This window comes from Caballeronia cordobensis (assembly GCF_001544575.2).
GTDB lineage: Bacteria > Pseudomonadota > Gammaproteobacteria > Burkholderiales > Burkholderiaceae > Caballeronia > Caballeronia cordobensis.
Genome location: NZ_FCNY02000002.1, coordinates 472956 through 490177, shown reverse-complemented (window position 1 = coordinate 490177; position 17222 = coordinate 472956). Strand labels below are relative to the sequence as shown.

The following is a 17222-nucleotide window of genomic DNA, read 5'->3' as shown; positions in this document are numbered from 1 at the left end:
CCGCACAGGGGCAGTGCCAATAGACCGACACGAAATCAGGCAATCCACAAAAGCCCAAGCAAAAACCCTCACAAAACCTCAACCAACTCCCGCGCAAAGCGATTGTGCCTCTCCACGACCGCCCCGAGATCGACCGTAGTCAACCTCCCATCCCTCACCACAATCTTCCCGTCGATCACACTAGTCGACACCGTCGAAGGTGCACAAAACACCAGCGCCGCAACCGGATCATGCAACGCCCCGGCAAACGACGCCTGCGACAGATCAAACGACACAAAATCCGCCGCCATACCCGGCGCCAACGCCCCGATGTCATCGCGATTGAGCACTTTGGCGCCGCCGATCGTCGCAATCTCGAGCGCCTCGCGCGCGGTCATCGCGTCCGGCCCGAAGCCCACGCGCTGCAGCAATAGCGCCTGCCGCACTTCGGCCACCATCTGCGCACCGTCGTTCGATGCCGATCCATCCACGCCGATGCCAACCGGCACGCCCGCATCGCGCATCGCCCGAATCGGCGCAATGCCCGACGCGAGCCGCATGTTCGAGCACGGACAATGCGCCACGCCCGTGCCCGTGCGCGCGAACAGTTCGATGCCCGGTTTGTCGAGCTGCACGCAGTGCGCATGCCACACGTCATGGCCGACCCAGCCGAGATCTTCGGCATATTCCGCCGGCGTCATGCCGAACTTCTCGCGGCTATACGCAACATCGTTCACGTTCTCGGCCAGATGCGTGTGCAACGACACGCCGTACTCGCGCGCGAGCACCGCCGCGTCGCGCATCAACTCGCGGCTCACCGAAAACGGCGAGCACGGCGCGACGACCACACGCAGCATCGCGTAGCGGCCTTCGTCGTGGTACGTCTCGATCAGACGCTGCGAATCCTTCAGGATCGCGTCCTCCTTTTCGACGACCGAATCCGGTGGCAAGCCGCCATCCTTCTGCCCGACGCTCATGCTGCCGCGCGCCGCGTGAAAACGCATGCCGATCTCGCGCGCCGCCGCGATGCTGTCGTCGAGCCGGCTGCCGTTCGGATAGATATAAAGATGGTCGCTCGACGTCGTGCAGCCGGACAGCAACAGTTCGGCCATCGCGGTCTGAGTCGAGACGGCGATCATGTCCGGCGTCAGATGCGCCCAGATCTTGTACAGATTCGTCAGCCAGCCGAAGAGCTCGGCGTTCTGCGCGGCGGGGACCGCGCGCGTCAGGCTCTGATACATGTGATGGTGTGTGTTGACGAGGCCCGGAATCACGAGATGGCCGCGCATGTCGAGCACCTCGTCGGCCGTGGGCGGGAGTTCGCTCGTCGGGCCCGCCGCGACGATGCGGTTGCCTTCGATATACAGACCGCCATCGGCGATCTCGCGGCGCTGCTCGTCCATCGTGACGAGCATGTGGGCGTTCTTGACCAGAAGACTGCGTTGCATCGGAAAATGCCTCCAGATGATTGAGAACCGGTGAAAAGCCCCGGTTACCCAGCGTCTGCCGCCGTCTTCGGGACGCCGCGAAAATCCATCGATTTCGCGCGCATGGCCACTGTCCGCGGTCAAAAAACGGGACGCAATCAACCTGGCGTCATAGTCGTCTTCACGCCAGCCATATATTCGCGATTTTTGACGCGCGTAGCATCGGTAAAAGCGCCCCTCGGGAAAGCCGCATCCCAAGGCTTACGCGCCGCTGTCATGCGTTGGGCATTATCTTTCCTATCGCGGACGCACAGCGCGTCTCAAATTTCTACAATGCTGTACACGGCGCGCATCTGAAACGCCGACGGGTATGTAGCCACTGACGTGGAGCCTCGATCCGCCGCTGACGCACCGATGAAAGCCAGGTGCCGAATTTCGGATCGATGCGCAACGCCGGAACTCGCACAACTCAAGGAAACTGCGAATGGGCAAGCTCACTACCCACGTCCTCGACACCGCGCACGGCCGCCCGGGCGCGCATCTCAAAGTCGAGCTGTTCGCGCTCAACGGCGACACCCGCCGCGCGATCAAGACCATCCACACGAACGACGACGGCCGCGCCGATGCGCCGCTGCTCGAAGGCGCCGATCTCGAAACCGGCGAATACGAACTCGTGTTCCATGCGGGCGATTACTTCGCAACGCTCGGCGTGAAAGTGCCCGAGCCGCGCTTCGTCGATCGCGTCGTGCTGCGCTTCGGCATTGCGGATTCGGGCGCGCACTATCACGTGCCGCTGCTCGTGTCGCCGTGGGCTTACAGCACGTATCGCGGAAGCTAAGCCAAAAGCGAAAGACAAAACACAGCTTGGACCCCACAAGCACATAAATCGGTAGTGGAGGAGTACATGGAAGGCTTTGTCACCGACTGGCTCAATCTCGTATTGCGCTGTCTGCACGTCATCGTCGCGATCGCATGGATCGGCGAATCGTTCTACTTCGTCGCGCTCGACAACAGTTTGAAACCGCCCACGGATCCGAACGCGCGCCGGCGCGGCGTGTTCGGCGACTTCTGGCACGTTCACGGCGGCGGCTTCTATCACATGCAGAAGTATTCGGTCGCGCCGTCCGACATGCCCGAGCATCTGCACTGGTCGTTCTGGCCGTCGTACACCACGTGGATGTCGGGCTTCGGCCTCTTCTTGGTGCTGTATCTGATGTCGCCGAGCACCTATCTCATCGACAAGAACGTGCTCGACATGGGCCCGGTCGTCGCCGTATCCGCCGCGCTCGGCTTTCTGATGGCCGGCTGGATCGTCTACGACTCGCTGTGCCGCCTGCTCGGCACCAACGACAAGCTGCTCGGCATTTGCGTGGGCATCTATGTGCTGGTCGCCGCGTGGATCGCGTGTCACGTGTTCGCCGGCCGCGCCGCGTATCTGATCACCGGCGCGATGATCGCGACGATCATGTCGGCGAACGTGTTCTTCGTCATCATTCCGGGCCAGCGCAAGATGGTCGCCGCGATGCTCAAGGGCGAGACGCCGAACGCGATCTACGGCAAGCGCGGCAAGCAGCGCTCGGTGCACAACACGTATTTCACGCTGCCGGTGGTGTTCGCGATGCTGTCGAACCACTACGCGATGACCTACACGCACAAGTACAACTGGGTGCTGCTCGTGCTCATCATGCTGGCGGGCGCGCTGATTCGCCAGTTCTTCGTGATGCGCCACCGCGGCCAGGTGTTGTGGTACATGCCGGTCGCAGGTCTCGTGCTGGTGCTCGGCGCGTTCGCCTGGACGATGCCCGCGCCCACGGTGCCGGTTGCGCAAGCCGCTGGCGCGCCGACGATCAAGGTCGCCGACATTCAGCCGATCATCCAGCAGCGCTGCGCGACGTGCCACTCCGCGCATCCGACGATGATGGGCAGCGCACCCTCCGGCGTGTTGCTGGATACGCCCGCCGAGATCAAGCAGAACGCGCAGCGCGTGCACCAGCAGGCGGTGACGCTCAAAGCGATGCCGCTTGGCAACGTGACGCAAATGACGGATGCGGAGCGCCAGAAGGTGGCGGCGTGGTTCGCCGGCGGCGCGGTGGAATAAGCTTGGGTTGAGCAAAAAGCCGCGCTTCAGTTTGAAACGCGGCTTTTTCATTTTTAACGCGCGAAGTAGTCTTTCACTGCGCGGATCACCGTGTCGATGTCTTCCCGCGACACATCCCGATGCGTGACGAAGCGCGACGCGTAGAGCATCTGCGTGAGGATGCCCCGCTCCTTCAGAAAAGCTTCGAGCGGTGCGCAATGCGCCTCGGGAATCTGCGCGAAGACCATGTTCGTCGCGTGCGAGTCGATCTGGAGCGGCTCGATTTGCGCGAGACCGGCCGCGAGATGCGCGGCGTTCGCGTGATCCTCTGCGAGCCCATCGACGTGATTGTCCAGCGCATACAGACACGCCGCCGCGAGCAGGCCCGACTGACGCATGCCGCCGCCCAGCACCTTGCGCCAACGGCTCGCGGCGTCGATCAACGCTTTCGGCCCGACCAGCACCGAGCCCACCGGCGCGCCCAGCCCCTTCGAAAAGCAGATTGACACGGTATCGAACGGCGCGCACAGATCCGCGACTGGTTTGTCCGACGCCACCGCCGCATTGAACACGCGCGCCCCGTCGAGATGCGTCGACAGACCGCGATCGCGCGCGAGCTGCGTCGCCTTCGCGACATAATCGGCAGACAGCACCTTCCCGCCGATGGTGTTCTCCAGCGCGAGCAGCTTCGTGCGCGCGAAGTGGTTGTCGATCGGCTTGATCGCGGCTGCGATCTTGTCGAGCGGCAACGATCCGTCGGGCGCGTTTTCGATCGGCTGCGGCTGGATGCTGCCGAGCACCGCGGCCCCGCCGCCTTCGTATTTGTACGTGTGCGCCGACTGTCCGACGATGTACTCGTCGCCGCGCGCGCAATGCGCCATCAACGCGGCGAGATTGCTCTGCGTGCCGCTCGGGAAGAACAGGCCCGCTTCCTTGCCCGTGCGGCTGGCGAGCGTGGACTGGAGTGCGAGCACAGTGGGATCGTCGCCCCAGACGTCGTCGCCGACAGGCGCTGCCGACATCGCGGCGAGCATCGGCTGACTGGGACGGGTAACGGTATCGCTGCGTAAATCGATCATGCGGTCGGGCCTCTTCATGTGCGCATCGGAATGAGGCGTCCATCTTAGCCGCTCCGGATTTTTGACGTCGGCGCCGCGCGGGACGAAAAAAAAGGACCGGCGAGATCACCGGTCCTTCAATCAAACCACGCGAGCCGAACGCATCAGCGCATCGCGTCCTCGGTCAGCCAGAGCGATTCTTTCAGATCCTGCTCGTTGAGGTTGTGCCCTTCACCGCCGCCCCGATCGACCACGACGAAATCGCTCACCTTGCCGAGCGAGAGCAGCGGATGGTGCCACACGCCTCGCGCGTAGTTCACGCCCTGCCAGCCGCTCGTGACGAAGGCGCGAATCTTCGATTCGTCGAGTTCGCCCGCGGGCGCGACGACCACGAGATACGGCCGGTCGTCGAGCGGAATGAACGCCTGGCTGCCGAGCGGATGCCGTTCCATCATCCTGCACTCGAACGGCAGCGCGCGCGGCTGTCCGCGAAAAAGATTCACGAGCGTGTGACCGCCCTGCTCTTCGACGTCGACATCGCACAGGTCGTGAAAACGGATCGTGGTGCCCAGGTTGATCGGAATCTGCTTCGCGCCATCGAGTTCGATGACATCGCCATAAGGCTCGAACGCAGCGCGCGTCAACGGTTCGATAGCGAGTTTTTTCATTATGCAAGCGTGCCGAAGAGACGAAGACGCGACACGCCGCCGTCGGGATAGATGTTGAAGCGCACATGCGTCACGGGGCCGAGCGCCGCGAGCTCCGACTCGAAGAAATGCTGCTTGTCCATCTGCAGCTTCTGTTCGCCGAGCAGCACGGGCCAGAACATCGCCTGCGTGACGAGCGAGCTGTCCGTGCCGCCCGTGACATACGCCGCCTGCAGCGAGCAGCGGTCCGGATAGTTGCCCTTGAAGTGCGCCGTATCCACTTCGACTTTCTTGATGACGCCCGGCTGCGCCAGCGCGACGATGCACCAGTCGTTGCCCGGCTCGCGGCGGCGGCGCGTTTCCCAGCCGTCGCCCATGTTCACGCCGCGGCCCGGCATGAGCAGCGTCGAGGCAAGTCCGAAGTGCTGGTTGTTCGTGCCGACCAGATAGGCGCCGTTTTCCATCGCGCCGAGATCGACGAGCTGGCTGCGATCCGCATTGCGCCAGTCGAGTTGCGGCTGGCCATACACACGCAGACGCGCGATACCGCCATCCGGATAGACGTTCACGCGCAGATGCGTGAACGGCTGCTCGGCCGTGATGTCGAGGTAGTGATGGCTGTTGCCCTGCAGCGTCGTCGACGGGACGATTTCGGTCCATTGCGTCGATTGATTCGGCGCGCCTTCGACGACATGCGCGCCCTCGATCGACGCCGCCGGCGGGAAATTGCCGGTGAAGTGGCTCGTATCGATATCGATGCCCTTGATCACGCCCGGCCGCGCCAGCTTGACGACGCACCAGTCATAGCCCGTCGTGCGCTTGCGGCGGGTTTCCCAGCCGTCCATCCACTTGCCGTGATCGTCGAACTTGCCGGGAATGAACACCGCCGGCTCGGGGTTCAGCATGCGTTCCTTCGGCGCGAAGAAATCGTCGCTCGCCTCCAGTGCCTGCGCGCCCAGACGCGGGTCCGCGAGGTTCACATAGCGGCGCGTGAATTCGGGCGCGTTGGGATCGAGTGTCGGAATTGCCATTGTCTTCGTCCTTGGGGTTTCGGTTGCGGTGAAAGCGGATCGAGCCGCGCTCAGTGCTGGATCAGGTCGTCCAGCCTGAAGCGCGCGATCCGGTAAATCTGATCGAGACTCGTGCGAAGCTCTTCGGCGCGGTCGTGATTCACGCGCTTTTCGAAGTTCGCGATGATGCCGTGGCGGTCATAGCCCCGCACGGCGAGAATGAAGGGAAAGCCGAACTTGTCGCGATACGCCTTGTTCAGCGCCTGCAATCTGTCGAACTCTTCCTGGGTGCAGAGGTTCAGCCCCGCGCCGCTCTGCTCGCGCGTCGATTCGGCCGTCAGTTCGCCGCGCACCGCCGCCTTGCCCGCGAGTTCCGGGTGCGCGTTGATGAGCGCGAGCTGCTTCTCTTCGCCGGCGGTTTCGACGATCTTCGACATCGCCGTGTGCAGCGCGTCGATATCGCCGAACGGACGCTGCGCCGCCGCGGCTTGCGGCACCCACGGCGAATGTTCGAAGATGCCGGCCAGCACCGTCACGAACGTGTCGGCGGGCATGGAGTTGAGTTGGTCGAGTGTGTAATGCATCGCCTTCATGCCGCCGTCCCGTTATGAGCTTTTTCGAAAGGATGTTGCTCGCGCCAGTGACGCGCGATGTCGATACGCCGCGTCACCCACACGCGATCGTGCTTCTCGATGTGATCGAGGAACTTCTGCAGTCCGCGCAAGCGTCCGGGGCGTCCGAGCAGGCGGCAGTGCATCCCGATGGACAGCATCTTCGGCGCTTCGTCGCCTTCTTCGTAGAGCACGTCGAACGCGTCTCTCAGATACGTGAAGAAGTGCTCGCCCGTGTTGAAGCCTTGCGGCGTCGCGAAGCGCATGTCGTTCGTGTCGAGCGTGTACGGCACGATCAGGTGCGGCTGCTTCGCGCCGCCCGTCACTTCGACTTCGGTCCAGAACGGCAGATCGTCGCCATAATTGTCCGAGTCGTAGAGAAAGCCGCCGTATTCCGCAACCAGCCGATGCGTGTTCGGACTGTCGCGCCCGGTGTACCAGCCGAGCGGCCGCACGCCCGTCACGCGTTCGATCGCTTCCATGCCGAGGCGCATGTGCTCCGCCTCGCGTTCCGGCGACATGTCCTGATAGTGAATCCAGCGATAGCCATGACACGCGATCTCGTGGCCCAGTTCGACAAAAGCCTTCGCCACTTCCGGATGCCGCTCGATCGCCATGCCGACGCCGAAAATCGTCATCGGCAGGCCGCGCTTCTCGAATTCGCGCAGGATGCGCCACACGCCCGCGCGCGAGCCGTATTCGTAGATCGATTCCATGCTCATGTGACGCGACGGATACGCCGCCGCGCCCACGATCTCCGACAGAAACTGCTCCGAGCCCGGATCGCCGTGCAGGACGCAGTTTTCACCGCCTTCTTCGTAATTGAGCACGAATTGCACGGCGACGCGCGCGCGTCCCGGCCAGTTCGCCTGCACGGGATGGCGGCCGTAGCCGATCAGGTCGCGTGGGTAGTTCGGATCGAGTGACATGGCTTGGATAGGACGGGTGGGGACGGATTGTCGACGATTCAGTGTAGCGAAAAGGCCCTGACGCGCCCATACATCAGGGCAGATAATGCGGGTCACGTCAGGTGTATGTGCCTCGGCGCAAACGCCATCAGCGGGGGCTGAAATCCGACAGCACGCCGTCGTACCGTTTCGCCAGCGGCCGCGCGAAATCGCCGCGTTTCGCCGTGTGCAGCTTGAGCGCGATGAGCGCCTCCGCCCACTTCACCGCCGCCGTTACGCCCTCAACCACCGGCGCGCCGATCGCGTCTTCCACCTCGCGGCAGAACTCGGCCATGCCCGCGCAGCCGAGCACGATGGCGTCCGAGCCGTCCTCGTCGAGCGCGCGCCGGCATTCGTCGATGATCGTCTGGCGCGCGGGCGAACCCGGCTCGTCCAGTTCCAGCACGGGGACGTCGGTCGCGCGGACGTTCTTGCAAAAGCGCGTCATGCCGTAACGCTCCGCCAGATGCCACGCCATGCCGCAGGTGCGCTGCAAGGTCGTCACGACCGAAAAGCCCGGCGCGATGACACTCGCCGCGTGCATCGCCGCTTCCGCGATGCCGATTACCGGTCCGCGCGCCAGTTCGCGGGCGGCGTAGAGGGCCGGATCGCCGAAGCAGGCGATCACGTAGCCGTCGAAACCCTGCTTTTCTCCGGCCTGCACTTCCGCCAGCAGGCCGAGCGAGGCGACGGCTTCGTCGTAATAGCCTTCGATGGACGGCGGGCCCATCGTCGGACTCACGGCGACGATCTCCGTGCCGGGCGCGGCGACCTCCCGCGCGCAGCGGCCCATCGCATCGGTCATGCGCTGCGTGGTGTTCGGATTGATCAGTTTGATGCGCATTGCCATGCTCCTTTAATGCTGCTGCTTGCGGGCGGCGAGGAAGTAATAGAACACCGCGCCCAGCCCCGCACCGATGAACCACGAGAAGTTCGCGGCGCCTTCCAGCGACGGCACCATCACGCAGAGCGTCGCGAGCACGGCGGCCGGCACGAGCGCCATCACCGCGCGGCGGTTCACGCCCTTCGTGTACCAGTACTTGCCCGTCTCGGACACCGTGTAGAGATCGTCGACGGAGAGCTTGCCGCGCTTCACGAGATAAAAATCGAGAATCAGCACGCCATACAACGGTCCGATGAAGCTGCCGAGAATATCGAGCGTGTAGTGGATCACGGCCGGGTTGTTGAAGAGATTCCACGGCGTGATGAAGATCGACGCGACCGCCGCCATCATCCCGCCCATGCGCCAGCTGATGAGCTTGGGCGCGACGTTCGAGAAGTCGAAGGCCGGCGACACGAAGTTCGCGACGATATTGATGCCGATGGTCGCGATCGTGAAGGTCAGCGCGCCGAGAATCACCGCAGACGGATGATCGATGCGGCCGACCGTCTCCACCGGATCGGTGATCAACTGGCCGAACACCGGCAGCGTCGCCGCGGTGGTAATGACGGTCACGAGCGAGAACGCCAGGAAGTTGACCGGCAGGCCCCAGAAATTGCCGCGCTTCACGCTGCGAAAGCTCTTGCCGTAGCGCGAGAAGTCGCCGAAGTTGAGCATCGGACCGGAGAAGTACGACACGACCAGCGAGATCGCCGTGATCATCACCGGAATCACTTCCATGCCGTGATACTTCACGCCGCCGAGATTCAGCCCGATGTTCCCGAGGCCCGCGCGCCACACCATGTAGCCGGCGAGAATGAACATCACGACATACACGGCGGGGCCGGCGAAGTCGATGAACTTCTTGATCATCTCCATGCCGCGCCAGAACACCACGGCCTGCAGCACCCAGAGCAGCATGAAGCCCGCCCAGCCGAGCGCCGAGAGCCCGACGAAGCCGTACTTGTGGACATCGGCATAAGGCATCAGCGACGGCACGAACTTCAGCACGACGATGACGAGCGCGCTCGACGCCAGATACGTCTGGATGCCGTACCACGCCACCGCGATGAGTCCGCGAATCACCGCGGGAATGTTCGCGCCGAGCACGCCGAAGGTGGCGCGGCACGCGACGGGATACGGCACGCCCGCAACCTGGCTCGGCTTGGCGATCAGGTTGCACAGCACGTTCACGAGGCCGATGCCGATCAACAGCGACACGAGCACTTGCCAGCTCGTCAGGCCGAGCGCGAAGAGGCTGCCGGCGAACACGTAGCCGCCGACGCTGTGCACGTCGGACATCCAGAACGCGAAGATGTTGTAGGCGCCCCAGGTCTGATTCTTCAGCGGGGCAAGATCCTCGTTATAGAGGCGGTCGCTGTAACCGGCGGGCAGACTGGGATCATGATCCTCTGTCTGCTCTTGATATTGCGGCAGGGCTGAATTGCCGGAAGCACTGAACTGGGCCATGACGTCTCCTTCATAGGCTTGCGTGATGAAAAAAAGCAAAGGCTTGCGTGACAAGCGTCCATCGATGCCTTAGCCGACTTATCGGATCGGCGCGGCATTCTTCGGATTTGCGTTTTCGCCGTGGGGCGTGAGGCAGAGAGCGGGCGAGCCTTGGCCCGACACGCCCGCCCCGCGGCGGATTTCATTGCACGCTCGGCTGAGCGTCCTGTTCGATGCTGCGCACGCCGCGCATTTTCGCCGCGTGCGACTCTCCACGCGCCCGGCGCTGCGCGCGGGGCACGGTCTCCATTCATTTAGTCCTGCTTGATTCTTTCGATGGCGAAGTCTGCGCTTCGCCGTGTCTCTGCTGCTACGCGTCGAGCGCTTTTTCGCGCTCGGGCGGCCTTGCGAATACTTCCTTCAGATCGACCGCGCCGCGCGCCGGCCGCTCCAGCATCTTCAACTCGACATCGCGCAGATGTTGCGCCATGAGGTCGGTGGCGTGCGCCGCATCGCCGGCATCGAGCGCGGCGAGAATCTGTTCATGATCCTCGAAGGAGCACGAGCTCTTGCCGAGCGATTCATACAGCGCCGAGATCAGCGTCGAACGCGCGACGAGCCCCGACAGGCACTCGCACAGCACCGTATTGCCGGTGAGCGATGCGAGCTCGGTGTGAAATTCGCCTGACAGCCTGATCCACGACGAAAAGTCCTGGCTTTCGAACGCGCGGCGCTCTTTGCCGATCGTCGAGCTGATCGACTTGAGCCGGCGCATGCCGTGGCCTTGCGCGATCCGCTGCACCACCGCCAGTTCGATGATGCGGCGCATTTCGAACACTTCGTGCACTTCCTGCAGCGACGGGCTCGCGACGAACGCGCCGCGGTTCGGCTCCAGATCGACGAGCCGTTCGTTCGCCAGTTGCGCGAGCGCCTGGCGGACGGTTCCGCGCTTCACGGCGAACACCTCGCACAATTGCGCTTCGGTCAGCTTCGCGCTCGGTGCGAGACGATGTTCGAGGATCGCGGCGCGGATGTTCTCGGCGATCGACTCGGCATTCGCGCCGTTCGGAGCGGGATCTGAAGCATTCGATGCAGCACTACGCTTGGTGTCGGACATGATGTGCTCGCTTGCATGTTAAGCATCTTAGAATCGACATAAAGATTGTCAACAATTCATTTTCGAATTTGTCGATTTTGGCGTGGTTTGCGGAGGTCGCGCGGGCGGCATCGCCAGTACCTATAAGGCTCTGCGGGAATTTACCTCGTTTTTGTCAGCATTGCCGCCACTTTTTTGTCGACAATTTAGCGGACCGGCTGGCATGTCGCGAAGTTGCGGTGAAGGCAAACAAAGACGGTTAGTTGCGAATGAAGCGACAAAATAAGGCGCTCGTCGAGCGCCCGTCTCATGCGTGTCAAGCCAGATGCGGATAGTCGGACAGCTTCAGCGTGAACCCCCGCTCCGTCGATACGAGATGCGCCGTCGCGCCGAAAGGCAAGGTCAGCAGGTTCTCGACGTGGCCGAACTGCAAGCCCGTCACGATTGGAATGCCGGTCACGTTGCGAACCTGCTCGATCATCGCGTCGAGCGAATAGCCGTTGTCGTAGTCCGAGAGGCGTCCGCCCGAAAACTCGCCCATCACGATCGCCTGCTGGCGGCCGAGCACGCCCGACTGGTGCAGTTGATAGATCATGCGTTCGATCCGAAACGGATGCTCGTTAACATCCTCGATATACAGAATCCCGCCCTCGACCGGCGGAAGATACGGCGTGCCGACGAGCGAGGTCAGAATCGCGAGATTGCCGCCCCATAGCATGCCGGTCACGTCGACCGTCTGACGCTGCGGCGCGTTGCTCGTGACCGTGAAGCTCGAATGGGAAATCGCGTTCCAGAAATGCCGCATCGTAAAGGAACTCACCTCTTCCGCGCCGAAATCGCCCGCGAACATCGGCCCGCCGAAGCTCTTCACGCCCGCATGCGCATAGAGCGCGCACTGGATCGCCGTGAAATCGCTATGCCCGACGATCGCGACCGGCTGATCCGCGAGCCTGCGCAGGCCCAGATAGTCCAGACCGTGCAGGATGCGCGACGCGCCATAACCGCCGCGCACCGCGAGCACGATATCCGGCAGCGAGCGTGAAGGGTCGGCCAGGCGATTGAGGTCGGCTGCGCGCTCGGCGTCGGTGCCGCCGAAGCGCTGGAAGCGCCGCCGCGTCGCGTCGACGTTTTCGAGGCGATGCCCTTCCCGGCGCAATCGCCCGATGCCGCGATCCACGGCCGCCGGATCGTGCGGATAACCAGACGGCGCGACGAGGTCGATGGTGCGTGATTTCACGATGTTGTGGTTGGATTCGTTGTGTGATCGGTGTGATCGGAGGAATCGGCGGCGGCGCTGCGCCCCGTTTCCCGCGCGCGGCGCGCATCCCGCTCGTCGCGCGCGAGACGGCGGCGTTCCGCGAAGAAATTCTTGAGCGCGTGTGCGCATTCGTCGGCGAGCACGCCGCCTGTCACCGTGGTGTGATGATTGAGCTGCCCGTTCGCGAACATGTCGACGACACTGCCGCACGCGCCCGTTTTCGGGTCCGCCGCGCCATAGACGACGCGCGCAATGCGCGCATGCATGATCGCGCCCGCGCACATCAGGCATGGCTCCAGCGTCACATAGAGCTCGCAGCCCGGCAAACGGTAATTCTCGAGTTTTTGCGCGGCGGCGCGCAGCGCGGCCATCTCGGCATGCGCGGAAGGATCGTGCCCGCGGATCGGATGATTGAAGCCCGTCGCGATGATTTCGTCGCCGAGGACGATCACCGCGCCCACCGGCACTTCGCCGGCACGTCGGGCTTCTTCGGCGGCGCGTTGCGCGAGCGCCATGAAACGACGGTCGCGCTCGATGGAGGAATCGGCGGTGGAGAGCGGATCGGGCGAAGCGCCGGGCAACATCCCGATCACTTCATTTCCAGCGCCACGCGGGACTGCGCGCGCTCCGAGAGCCGCTCGGCGATGCGCCGGCGATACTCGTGCGGCACGCAACCGCCGCCGCGCAGCGATTCTAGCGCCATGTCGAGCGCGAGCATCTTGGCCTGCAACTGGCAGCGGGCGGTGGGGTCCGTCACGCGATCGAACTCTTCCTGAAGACCGCGCAGCGCGCGCAGTTGCTCCACGGCAGGCGGGACGAAACCCGCGTTCTTGAGGATTCGATTGGCGACACGCACTTCCTCGGGTACGAGGACGTCGTCGTCGAAGTGAAGCGGAGCGCCCGCGCCCGGCAGGTTATGGAACTCGCCACGCGCAGCGGCTTCATTGATCCGCTGTTCGACTAAAGCATCTAGCAATTTCATCGGGGATTACGACCGGCTTTCACCCGCGTACGGGCGCGGTCTGTCACGATTTCCGTTGGTTAGCTCGAAGTCGGAAGGCATCCGGAAACTCACGCTTGGGCGTTGTTCGGCACGTCTCGACAATCCAGCGCCTATTCTATCAGCGCCTAACGCAACGTTTTCGCTCAAGATCCGCGGGTTCGCGGCGCGCCGGTGTATACCGGTCTTATTGGCATGCTTATGCGTCGTTTTCGCAACATTCGTTGACCTGGCCGCAACAACTGTGCTTGTACGATGACTAGGCGCCCTGTTCGCTTTCGAGCCGCGTTCCATCGCCGCGCGTGTAGCCTTCGGTCGCGAGCAGAAGCCGCCGCGTGTACTCGTGGGCGACGTCGCGCGAGCGCACCGCGTCCACGCTCAGTTGCTCGACGATTTCACCATTGCGCATGACCGCGACGCGCTGGCAGAGAAAGCCGATCACCGCGAGGTTGTGACTCACGAGAATCATCGTCAGCCCGCGCTCGCGATGCAGCCGCCGCAGGAGGTTCAAAATTTCCGCCTGCACCGAGACATCGAGCGCGGAAGTCGGCTCGTCGAGCAGCAGCACGCGCGGCTCGACGATCAACGCGCGCGCGATCGACACGCGCTGGCGCTGCCCGCCCGAAAGCTGATGCGGATAGCGAAACCGGAACGCCGCGCCGAGGCCGACTTCGGCGAGCGCCGCGAGAATGCGCGCGTCCTGATCGCCGATGCCGTTGATCGCGAGCGGCTCGCGCAACGTCTTATCGACGGTGAAACGCGGATGCAACGCGCCGTATGGGTCCTGAAACACCATCTGCACATCGTGCCTGCCGTGGCGCGAACCGATGCGAAGGCTGCCGCCGTGCAGCGGCGTGAGCCCGGCGAGCGCGCGCAGCACGGTCGACTTCCCGCTGCCCGATTCGCCGACAAGCCCGAACACCTCGCCCTCTTCCACGCGCAAGGAAACATCCCGCACGGCATCGACGTGGCCGGTCTTCGTCTTGAAGCGAATGCGCGCGTGGTCGAGATCGATCATCGTTCGTAGGATTCGGTGAGCCACGCGGGATCGCGGCGCAGGGTCGGCAGTTCGTCGGGCGGATTGGCGAGCGGCGGATTCGCCGCGAGCAGCCCGCGCGTGTACGGATGCGTCGCGTGGGCGAGATCGCGCGCGGCGCACGTTTCGACCACGCGGCCGCCGTACATCACCGCGACGCGATCGCAGAAGGACATCACGAGCGGCAGATCGTGGCTGATGAACACGAGCCCCGTGCCATGGCGTTCGATCATCTCGTCGAGCACGGCGAGCACCTGCATCGACACGAGGACGTCGAGCGCGCTCGTCGGTTCATCGGCGATGAGCAGCCGCGGGCCGGCCGAGACCATCATCGCGATCATCACGCGCTGGCCCATGCCGCCGGACAACTCGTGCGGATACGCATCCGCGACGCGCGCCGCATCGCGGATATGCACGGCTTCCAGCGCCGCCACGATGCGCTCGCGCACCGCGCGCCTGCCCTCCTTCACGCCTTGCCTCAGGAACGTCTCGCGCATCTGCTGCGCGACGGTCATCACGGGGTTCAGTGAATACTTCGGGTCCTGCAGGATCATGCTCATGCGCGTGCCGCACAGGCGGCGGCGCTCTTTCGGGCGCATCGCGAGCAGATCGTGCCCTTCGAAACGCAGCGACTTCGCCGACCACTTCGCTTCGGGCGGCAACAGTCCGAGCAGCGCGCGCCCCGTCAACGACTTGCCCGAACCCGATTCCCCGACAATGCCGAGCCGTTCGCCCGGCCGCACCGTCAGCGACACGCCGCGCACGGCCGGCATGAGCACGCCGTCGTGACCGGCGAACGCGACGTCGAGTCCTTCGATTTGCGCGAGCGGCTGCGGCATGTCAGCCTCCATGACGCGGATCGAAGACGTCGCGCAGACCGTCGCCGAGCAGGTTGAATGCGAGACTCACCGCGAGGATCGCGAGACCGGGGATCGTCGCGACCCACCATGCGTCGAGCAGCACGTTGCGGCCCGCCGCGACCATGTAGCCCCATTCCGGGCTCGGCGGCTGCGCGCCCAGCCCGAGAAAGCCCAGGCCCGCGACGGCGAGAATGATGCCGGCCATGTCGAGCGTCGCGCGCACGATCACCGACGACGAGCACAGCGGCACGATATAGCGCAACAGAATGCGCAGCGGCGACGCGCCTTGCAGACGCGCCACGTGAATGTAGTCGGCCTGCGCGAGCCGCAGCGATTCCGCGCGCGCGAGCCGCGCATAGGGCGGCCACGCGGTGATCGACAGCGCGATCACCGCATTGAGCACGCCGGGACCGAGCGCCGCAGCGAACGCGAGCGCGAGCACGATCTTCGGAAACGCCAGCGCGACATCGGTCACGCGCATCAGCACCGTATCGACGAAGCCGCCGCAATAACCCGCCACCGTGCCCATCAGCAGCCCGACCGGCACGACCAGCACGACGACCAGCAGCGCGATTGCCAGCGTGAGGCGCGAGCCATGCACGAGCCGCGAGAAGATATCGCGGCCGAGCTGATCCGTGCCGAACCAGTGCGCGGCGTTCGGCGCCGTCAGCCGTTCGGCGAGCACCTGTTGCAGCGGGTCCCGCGCGACCACCATCGGCCCGATGGCCGCGACCACCACGAGCAACAGCAGAATCGCAAGCCCGAGCATGCTGAGCGGATTCGACGAGAACCGCCGCCAGCGGCGATACGCGCGGCCGAGCGCGGCCTGACGCGGCGACGCGGGCGTATCGGTGAGCAGCCACGCGCGCCAGTTCGTTCGCGCCGGTTTCATCTGCGCAAGGTCCTCCATGTCAGCGGGCCCGTGGATCGAAGACGCGATACAGCGCATCGGTGAGCAGGTTCAGCGCGATGAACGTCGCGCCGATCACGAGCGTGCTGCCGAGCACCGCGTTCATGTCGGCGTTCAGAAGCGCGCCCGTCAGGTACGAGCCGATGCCCGGCCACGCGAACACGATCTCGGTCAGCACCGAGCCTTCGAGCAGATAGCTGTACGCGAGCGCGATCACTGTCAAGAGCGGCACCGCGATGTTGCCGAATGCGTGCCGCCAGATCACGCGGCGCTCGGGCAGGCCTTTCGCGCGCGCGGTCGTCACGTATTCCTGGCTCAACTGTTCGAGCATGAACGAGCGCGTCATGCGCGATAGATACGCGATCGAATAAAACGCGAGCACGCTCGCCGGCAGCGCGATATGCGAGAACGCGTTCCTGAAGACATCCCATTCGCCGGCGATGAGCGAATCGATCAGCAGGCTGCCCGTGCGCGTATCGACCATGCCGTCGTACATCGGATCGATGCGCCCCGGCCCCGACACCCAATGCAGCCGCGCGTAGAACAGCAGCAGCCCCATCAGCGCGAGCCAGAAGACCGGCACGGAACTGCCCGCGAGCCCGATCACGCGCGCGATGTGATCGACGATGCGATTGTGCTTCACCGCCGCCGCCACGCCGAGCGGCACGCCGATCGCGACACCGATGAACGTCGAGAGCGTCGCGAGTTCGAGCGTCGCGGGAAAGACGCGTTTGATATCGTCGATGACCGGATTCGCCGTCAGAAGCGAAATGCCGAGATTGCCGTGCAGCACGTCGCGCGCGTAGATCAGGAATTGATCGATGAGCGGCTTGTCGAGGCCGAGCCGCAGCCGCGCGGCCGCGTACGCGCTTGCCGACGCGCGGTCGCCGAGAATCGCGAGCACCGGATCGATCGGAATCTTGCGGCCGATGAAAAACGTGATCGCAAGCAGCCCCGTGAACGTGATGGCGAGCATC

At 64.2% G+C, this 17222-nt stretch carries 18 protein-coding genes; 2 read left to right on the top strand and 16 right to left on the bottom strand.

What is annotated here, in order from left to right; translation table 11 throughout:
- Positions 1–68 precede the first annotated feature (68 nt).
- The gene (locus AWB70_RS05905; protein ID WP_053568008.1) at positions 69–1427 is read right to left on the bottom strand and encodes an 8-oxoguanine deaminase; all 1359 of its coding nucleotides are present in this window, start codon (positions 1425–1427) and stop codon (positions 69–71) included.
- A 463-nt stretch (positions 1428–1890) separates the two neighbouring features.
- On the opposite strand from AWB70_RS05905, the gene uraH reads away from it, so the two are divergent.
- Complete coding sequence (gene uraH / locus AWB70_RS05900) at positions 1891–2244, top strand: hydroxyisourate hydrolase (RefSeq protein ID WP_053568007.1); 354 nt, start codon at positions 1891–1893, stop codon at positions 2242–2244.
- A 66-nt stretch (positions 2245–2310) separates the two neighbouring features.
- The gene (locus tag AWB70_RS05895; protein ID WP_014191171.1) at positions 2311–3504 is read left to right on the top strand and encodes a urate hydroxylase PuuD; all 1194 of its coding nucleotides are present in this window, start codon (positions 2311–2313) and stop codon (positions 3502–3504) included.
- A gap of 53 nt (positions 3505–3557) precedes the next feature.
- Here the strand turns inward: AWB70_RS05895 and ltaE are convergent, their stop codons facing one another.
- The 15 genes from ltaE to AWB70_RS05820 all read right to left on the bottom strand — a co-directional run bounded on the left by ltaE (position 3558) and on the right by AWB70_RS05820 (position 17221).
- Entirely contained in the window at positions 3558–4562 is a 1005-nt protein-coding gene (gene ltaE / locus AWB70_RS05890) for a low-specificity L-threonine aldolase (RefSeq protein ID WP_053568127.1), read from the bottom strand.
- A 143-nt stretch (positions 4563–4705) separates the two neighbouring features.
- Positions 4706–5209 (bottom strand): ureidoglycolate lyase, encoded by a 504-nt coding sequence (locus AWB70_RS05885; RefSeq protein ID WP_053568006.1) that lies wholly within the window; start codon positions 5207–5209, stop codon positions 4706–4708.
- The gene (alc, locus tag AWB70_RS05880; protein WP_014191168.1) at positions 5209–6219 is read right to left on the bottom strand and encodes an allantoicase; all 1011 of its coding nucleotides are present in this window, start codon (positions 6217–6219) and stop codon (positions 5209–5211) included. Before alc ends, AWB70_RS05885 begins: the two co-directional genes overlap by 1 nt.
- A gap of 50 nt (positions 6220–6269) precedes the next feature.
- Positions 6270–6791, bottom strand: coding sequence for a 2-oxo-4-hydroxy-4-carboxy-5-ureidoimidazoline decarboxylase (gene uraD, locus AWB70_RS05875; protein WP_053568005.1), 522 nt, complete (start codon positions 6789–6791; stop codon positions 6270–6272).
- On the bottom strand, positions 6788–7738 hold the full coding sequence (gene puuE, locus AWB70_RS05870) for an allantoinase PuuE (RefSeq protein ID WP_053568004.1): 951 nt from the start codon (positions 7736–7738) through the stop codon (positions 6788–6790). The genes uraD and puuE overlap by 4 nt, the downstream gene beginning before the upstream one ends.
- 127 nt (positions 7739–7865) lie before the next feature.
- Positions 7866–8600: an aspartate/glutamate racemase family protein gene (locus tag AWB70_RS05865; RefSeq protein WP_014191165.1), complete on the bottom strand. Its 735-nt coding sequence runs from the start codon at positions 8598–8600 to the stop codon at positions 7866–7868.
- A gap of 12 nt (positions 8601–8612) precedes the next feature.
- Positions 8613–10106 carry an NCS1 family nucleobase:cation symporter-1 gene (locus AWB70_RS05860; protein ID WP_014191164.1) on the bottom strand — a complete coding sequence of 498 codons (1494 nt, stop codon included), beginning with the start codon at positions 10104–10106 and terminating at the stop codon, positions 8613–8615.
- 349 nt (positions 10107–10455) lie between these two features.
- Positions 10456–11202 (bottom strand): GntR family transcriptional regulator, encoded by a 747-nt coding sequence (locus AWB70_RS05855; RefSeq protein WP_053568003.1) that lies wholly within the window; start codon positions 11200–11202, stop codon positions 10456–10458.
- Positions 11203–11497: 295 nt separating this feature from the next.
- On the bottom strand, positions 11498–12421 hold the full coding sequence (gene ldcA / locus AWB70_RS05850; RefSeq protein WP_014191162.1) for a muramoyltetrapeptide carboxypeptidase: 924 nt from the start codon (positions 12419–12421) through the stop codon (positions 11498–11500).
- The gene (tadA, locus tag AWB70_RS05845) at positions 12415–13023 is read right to left on the bottom strand and encodes a tRNA adenosine(34) deaminase TadA (protein ID WP_053568126.1); all 609 of its coding nucleotides are present in this window, start codon (positions 13021–13023) and stop codon (positions 12415–12417) included. The genes ldcA and tadA overlap by 7 nt, the downstream gene beginning before the upstream one ends.
- 5 nt (positions 13024–13028) lie before the next feature.
- Positions 13029–13421: a DnaJ family domain-containing protein gene (locus tag AWB70_RS05840; protein WP_014191160.1), complete on the bottom strand. Its 393-nt coding sequence runs from the start codon at positions 13419–13421 to the stop codon at positions 13029–13031.
- A 277-nt stretch (positions 13422–13698) separates the two neighbouring features.
- On the bottom strand, positions 13699–14457 hold the full coding sequence (locus AWB70_RS05835; RefSeq protein ID WP_053568002.1) for an ABC transporter ATP-binding protein: 759 nt from the start codon (positions 14455–14457) through the stop codon (positions 13699–13701).
- Positions 14454–15314, bottom strand: coding sequence for an ABC transporter ATP-binding protein (locus AWB70_RS05830; RefSeq protein WP_087086229.1), 861 nt, complete (start codon positions 15312–15314; stop codon positions 14454–14456). Before AWB70_RS05830 ends, AWB70_RS05835 begins: the two co-directional genes overlap by 4 nt.
- 1 nt (position 15315) lies before the next feature.
- Entirely contained in the window at positions 15316–16227 is a 912-nt protein-coding gene (nikC, locus tag AWB70_RS05825) for a nickel transporter permease (protein WP_014191157.1), read from the bottom strand.
- Positions 16228–16246: 19 nt separating this feature from the next.
- Entirely contained in the window at positions 16247–17221 is a 975-nt protein-coding gene (locus AWB70_RS05820; protein ID WP_235024149.1) for an ABC transporter permease, read from the bottom strand.
- Between the last annotated feature and the right edge of the window lies 1 nt (position 17222).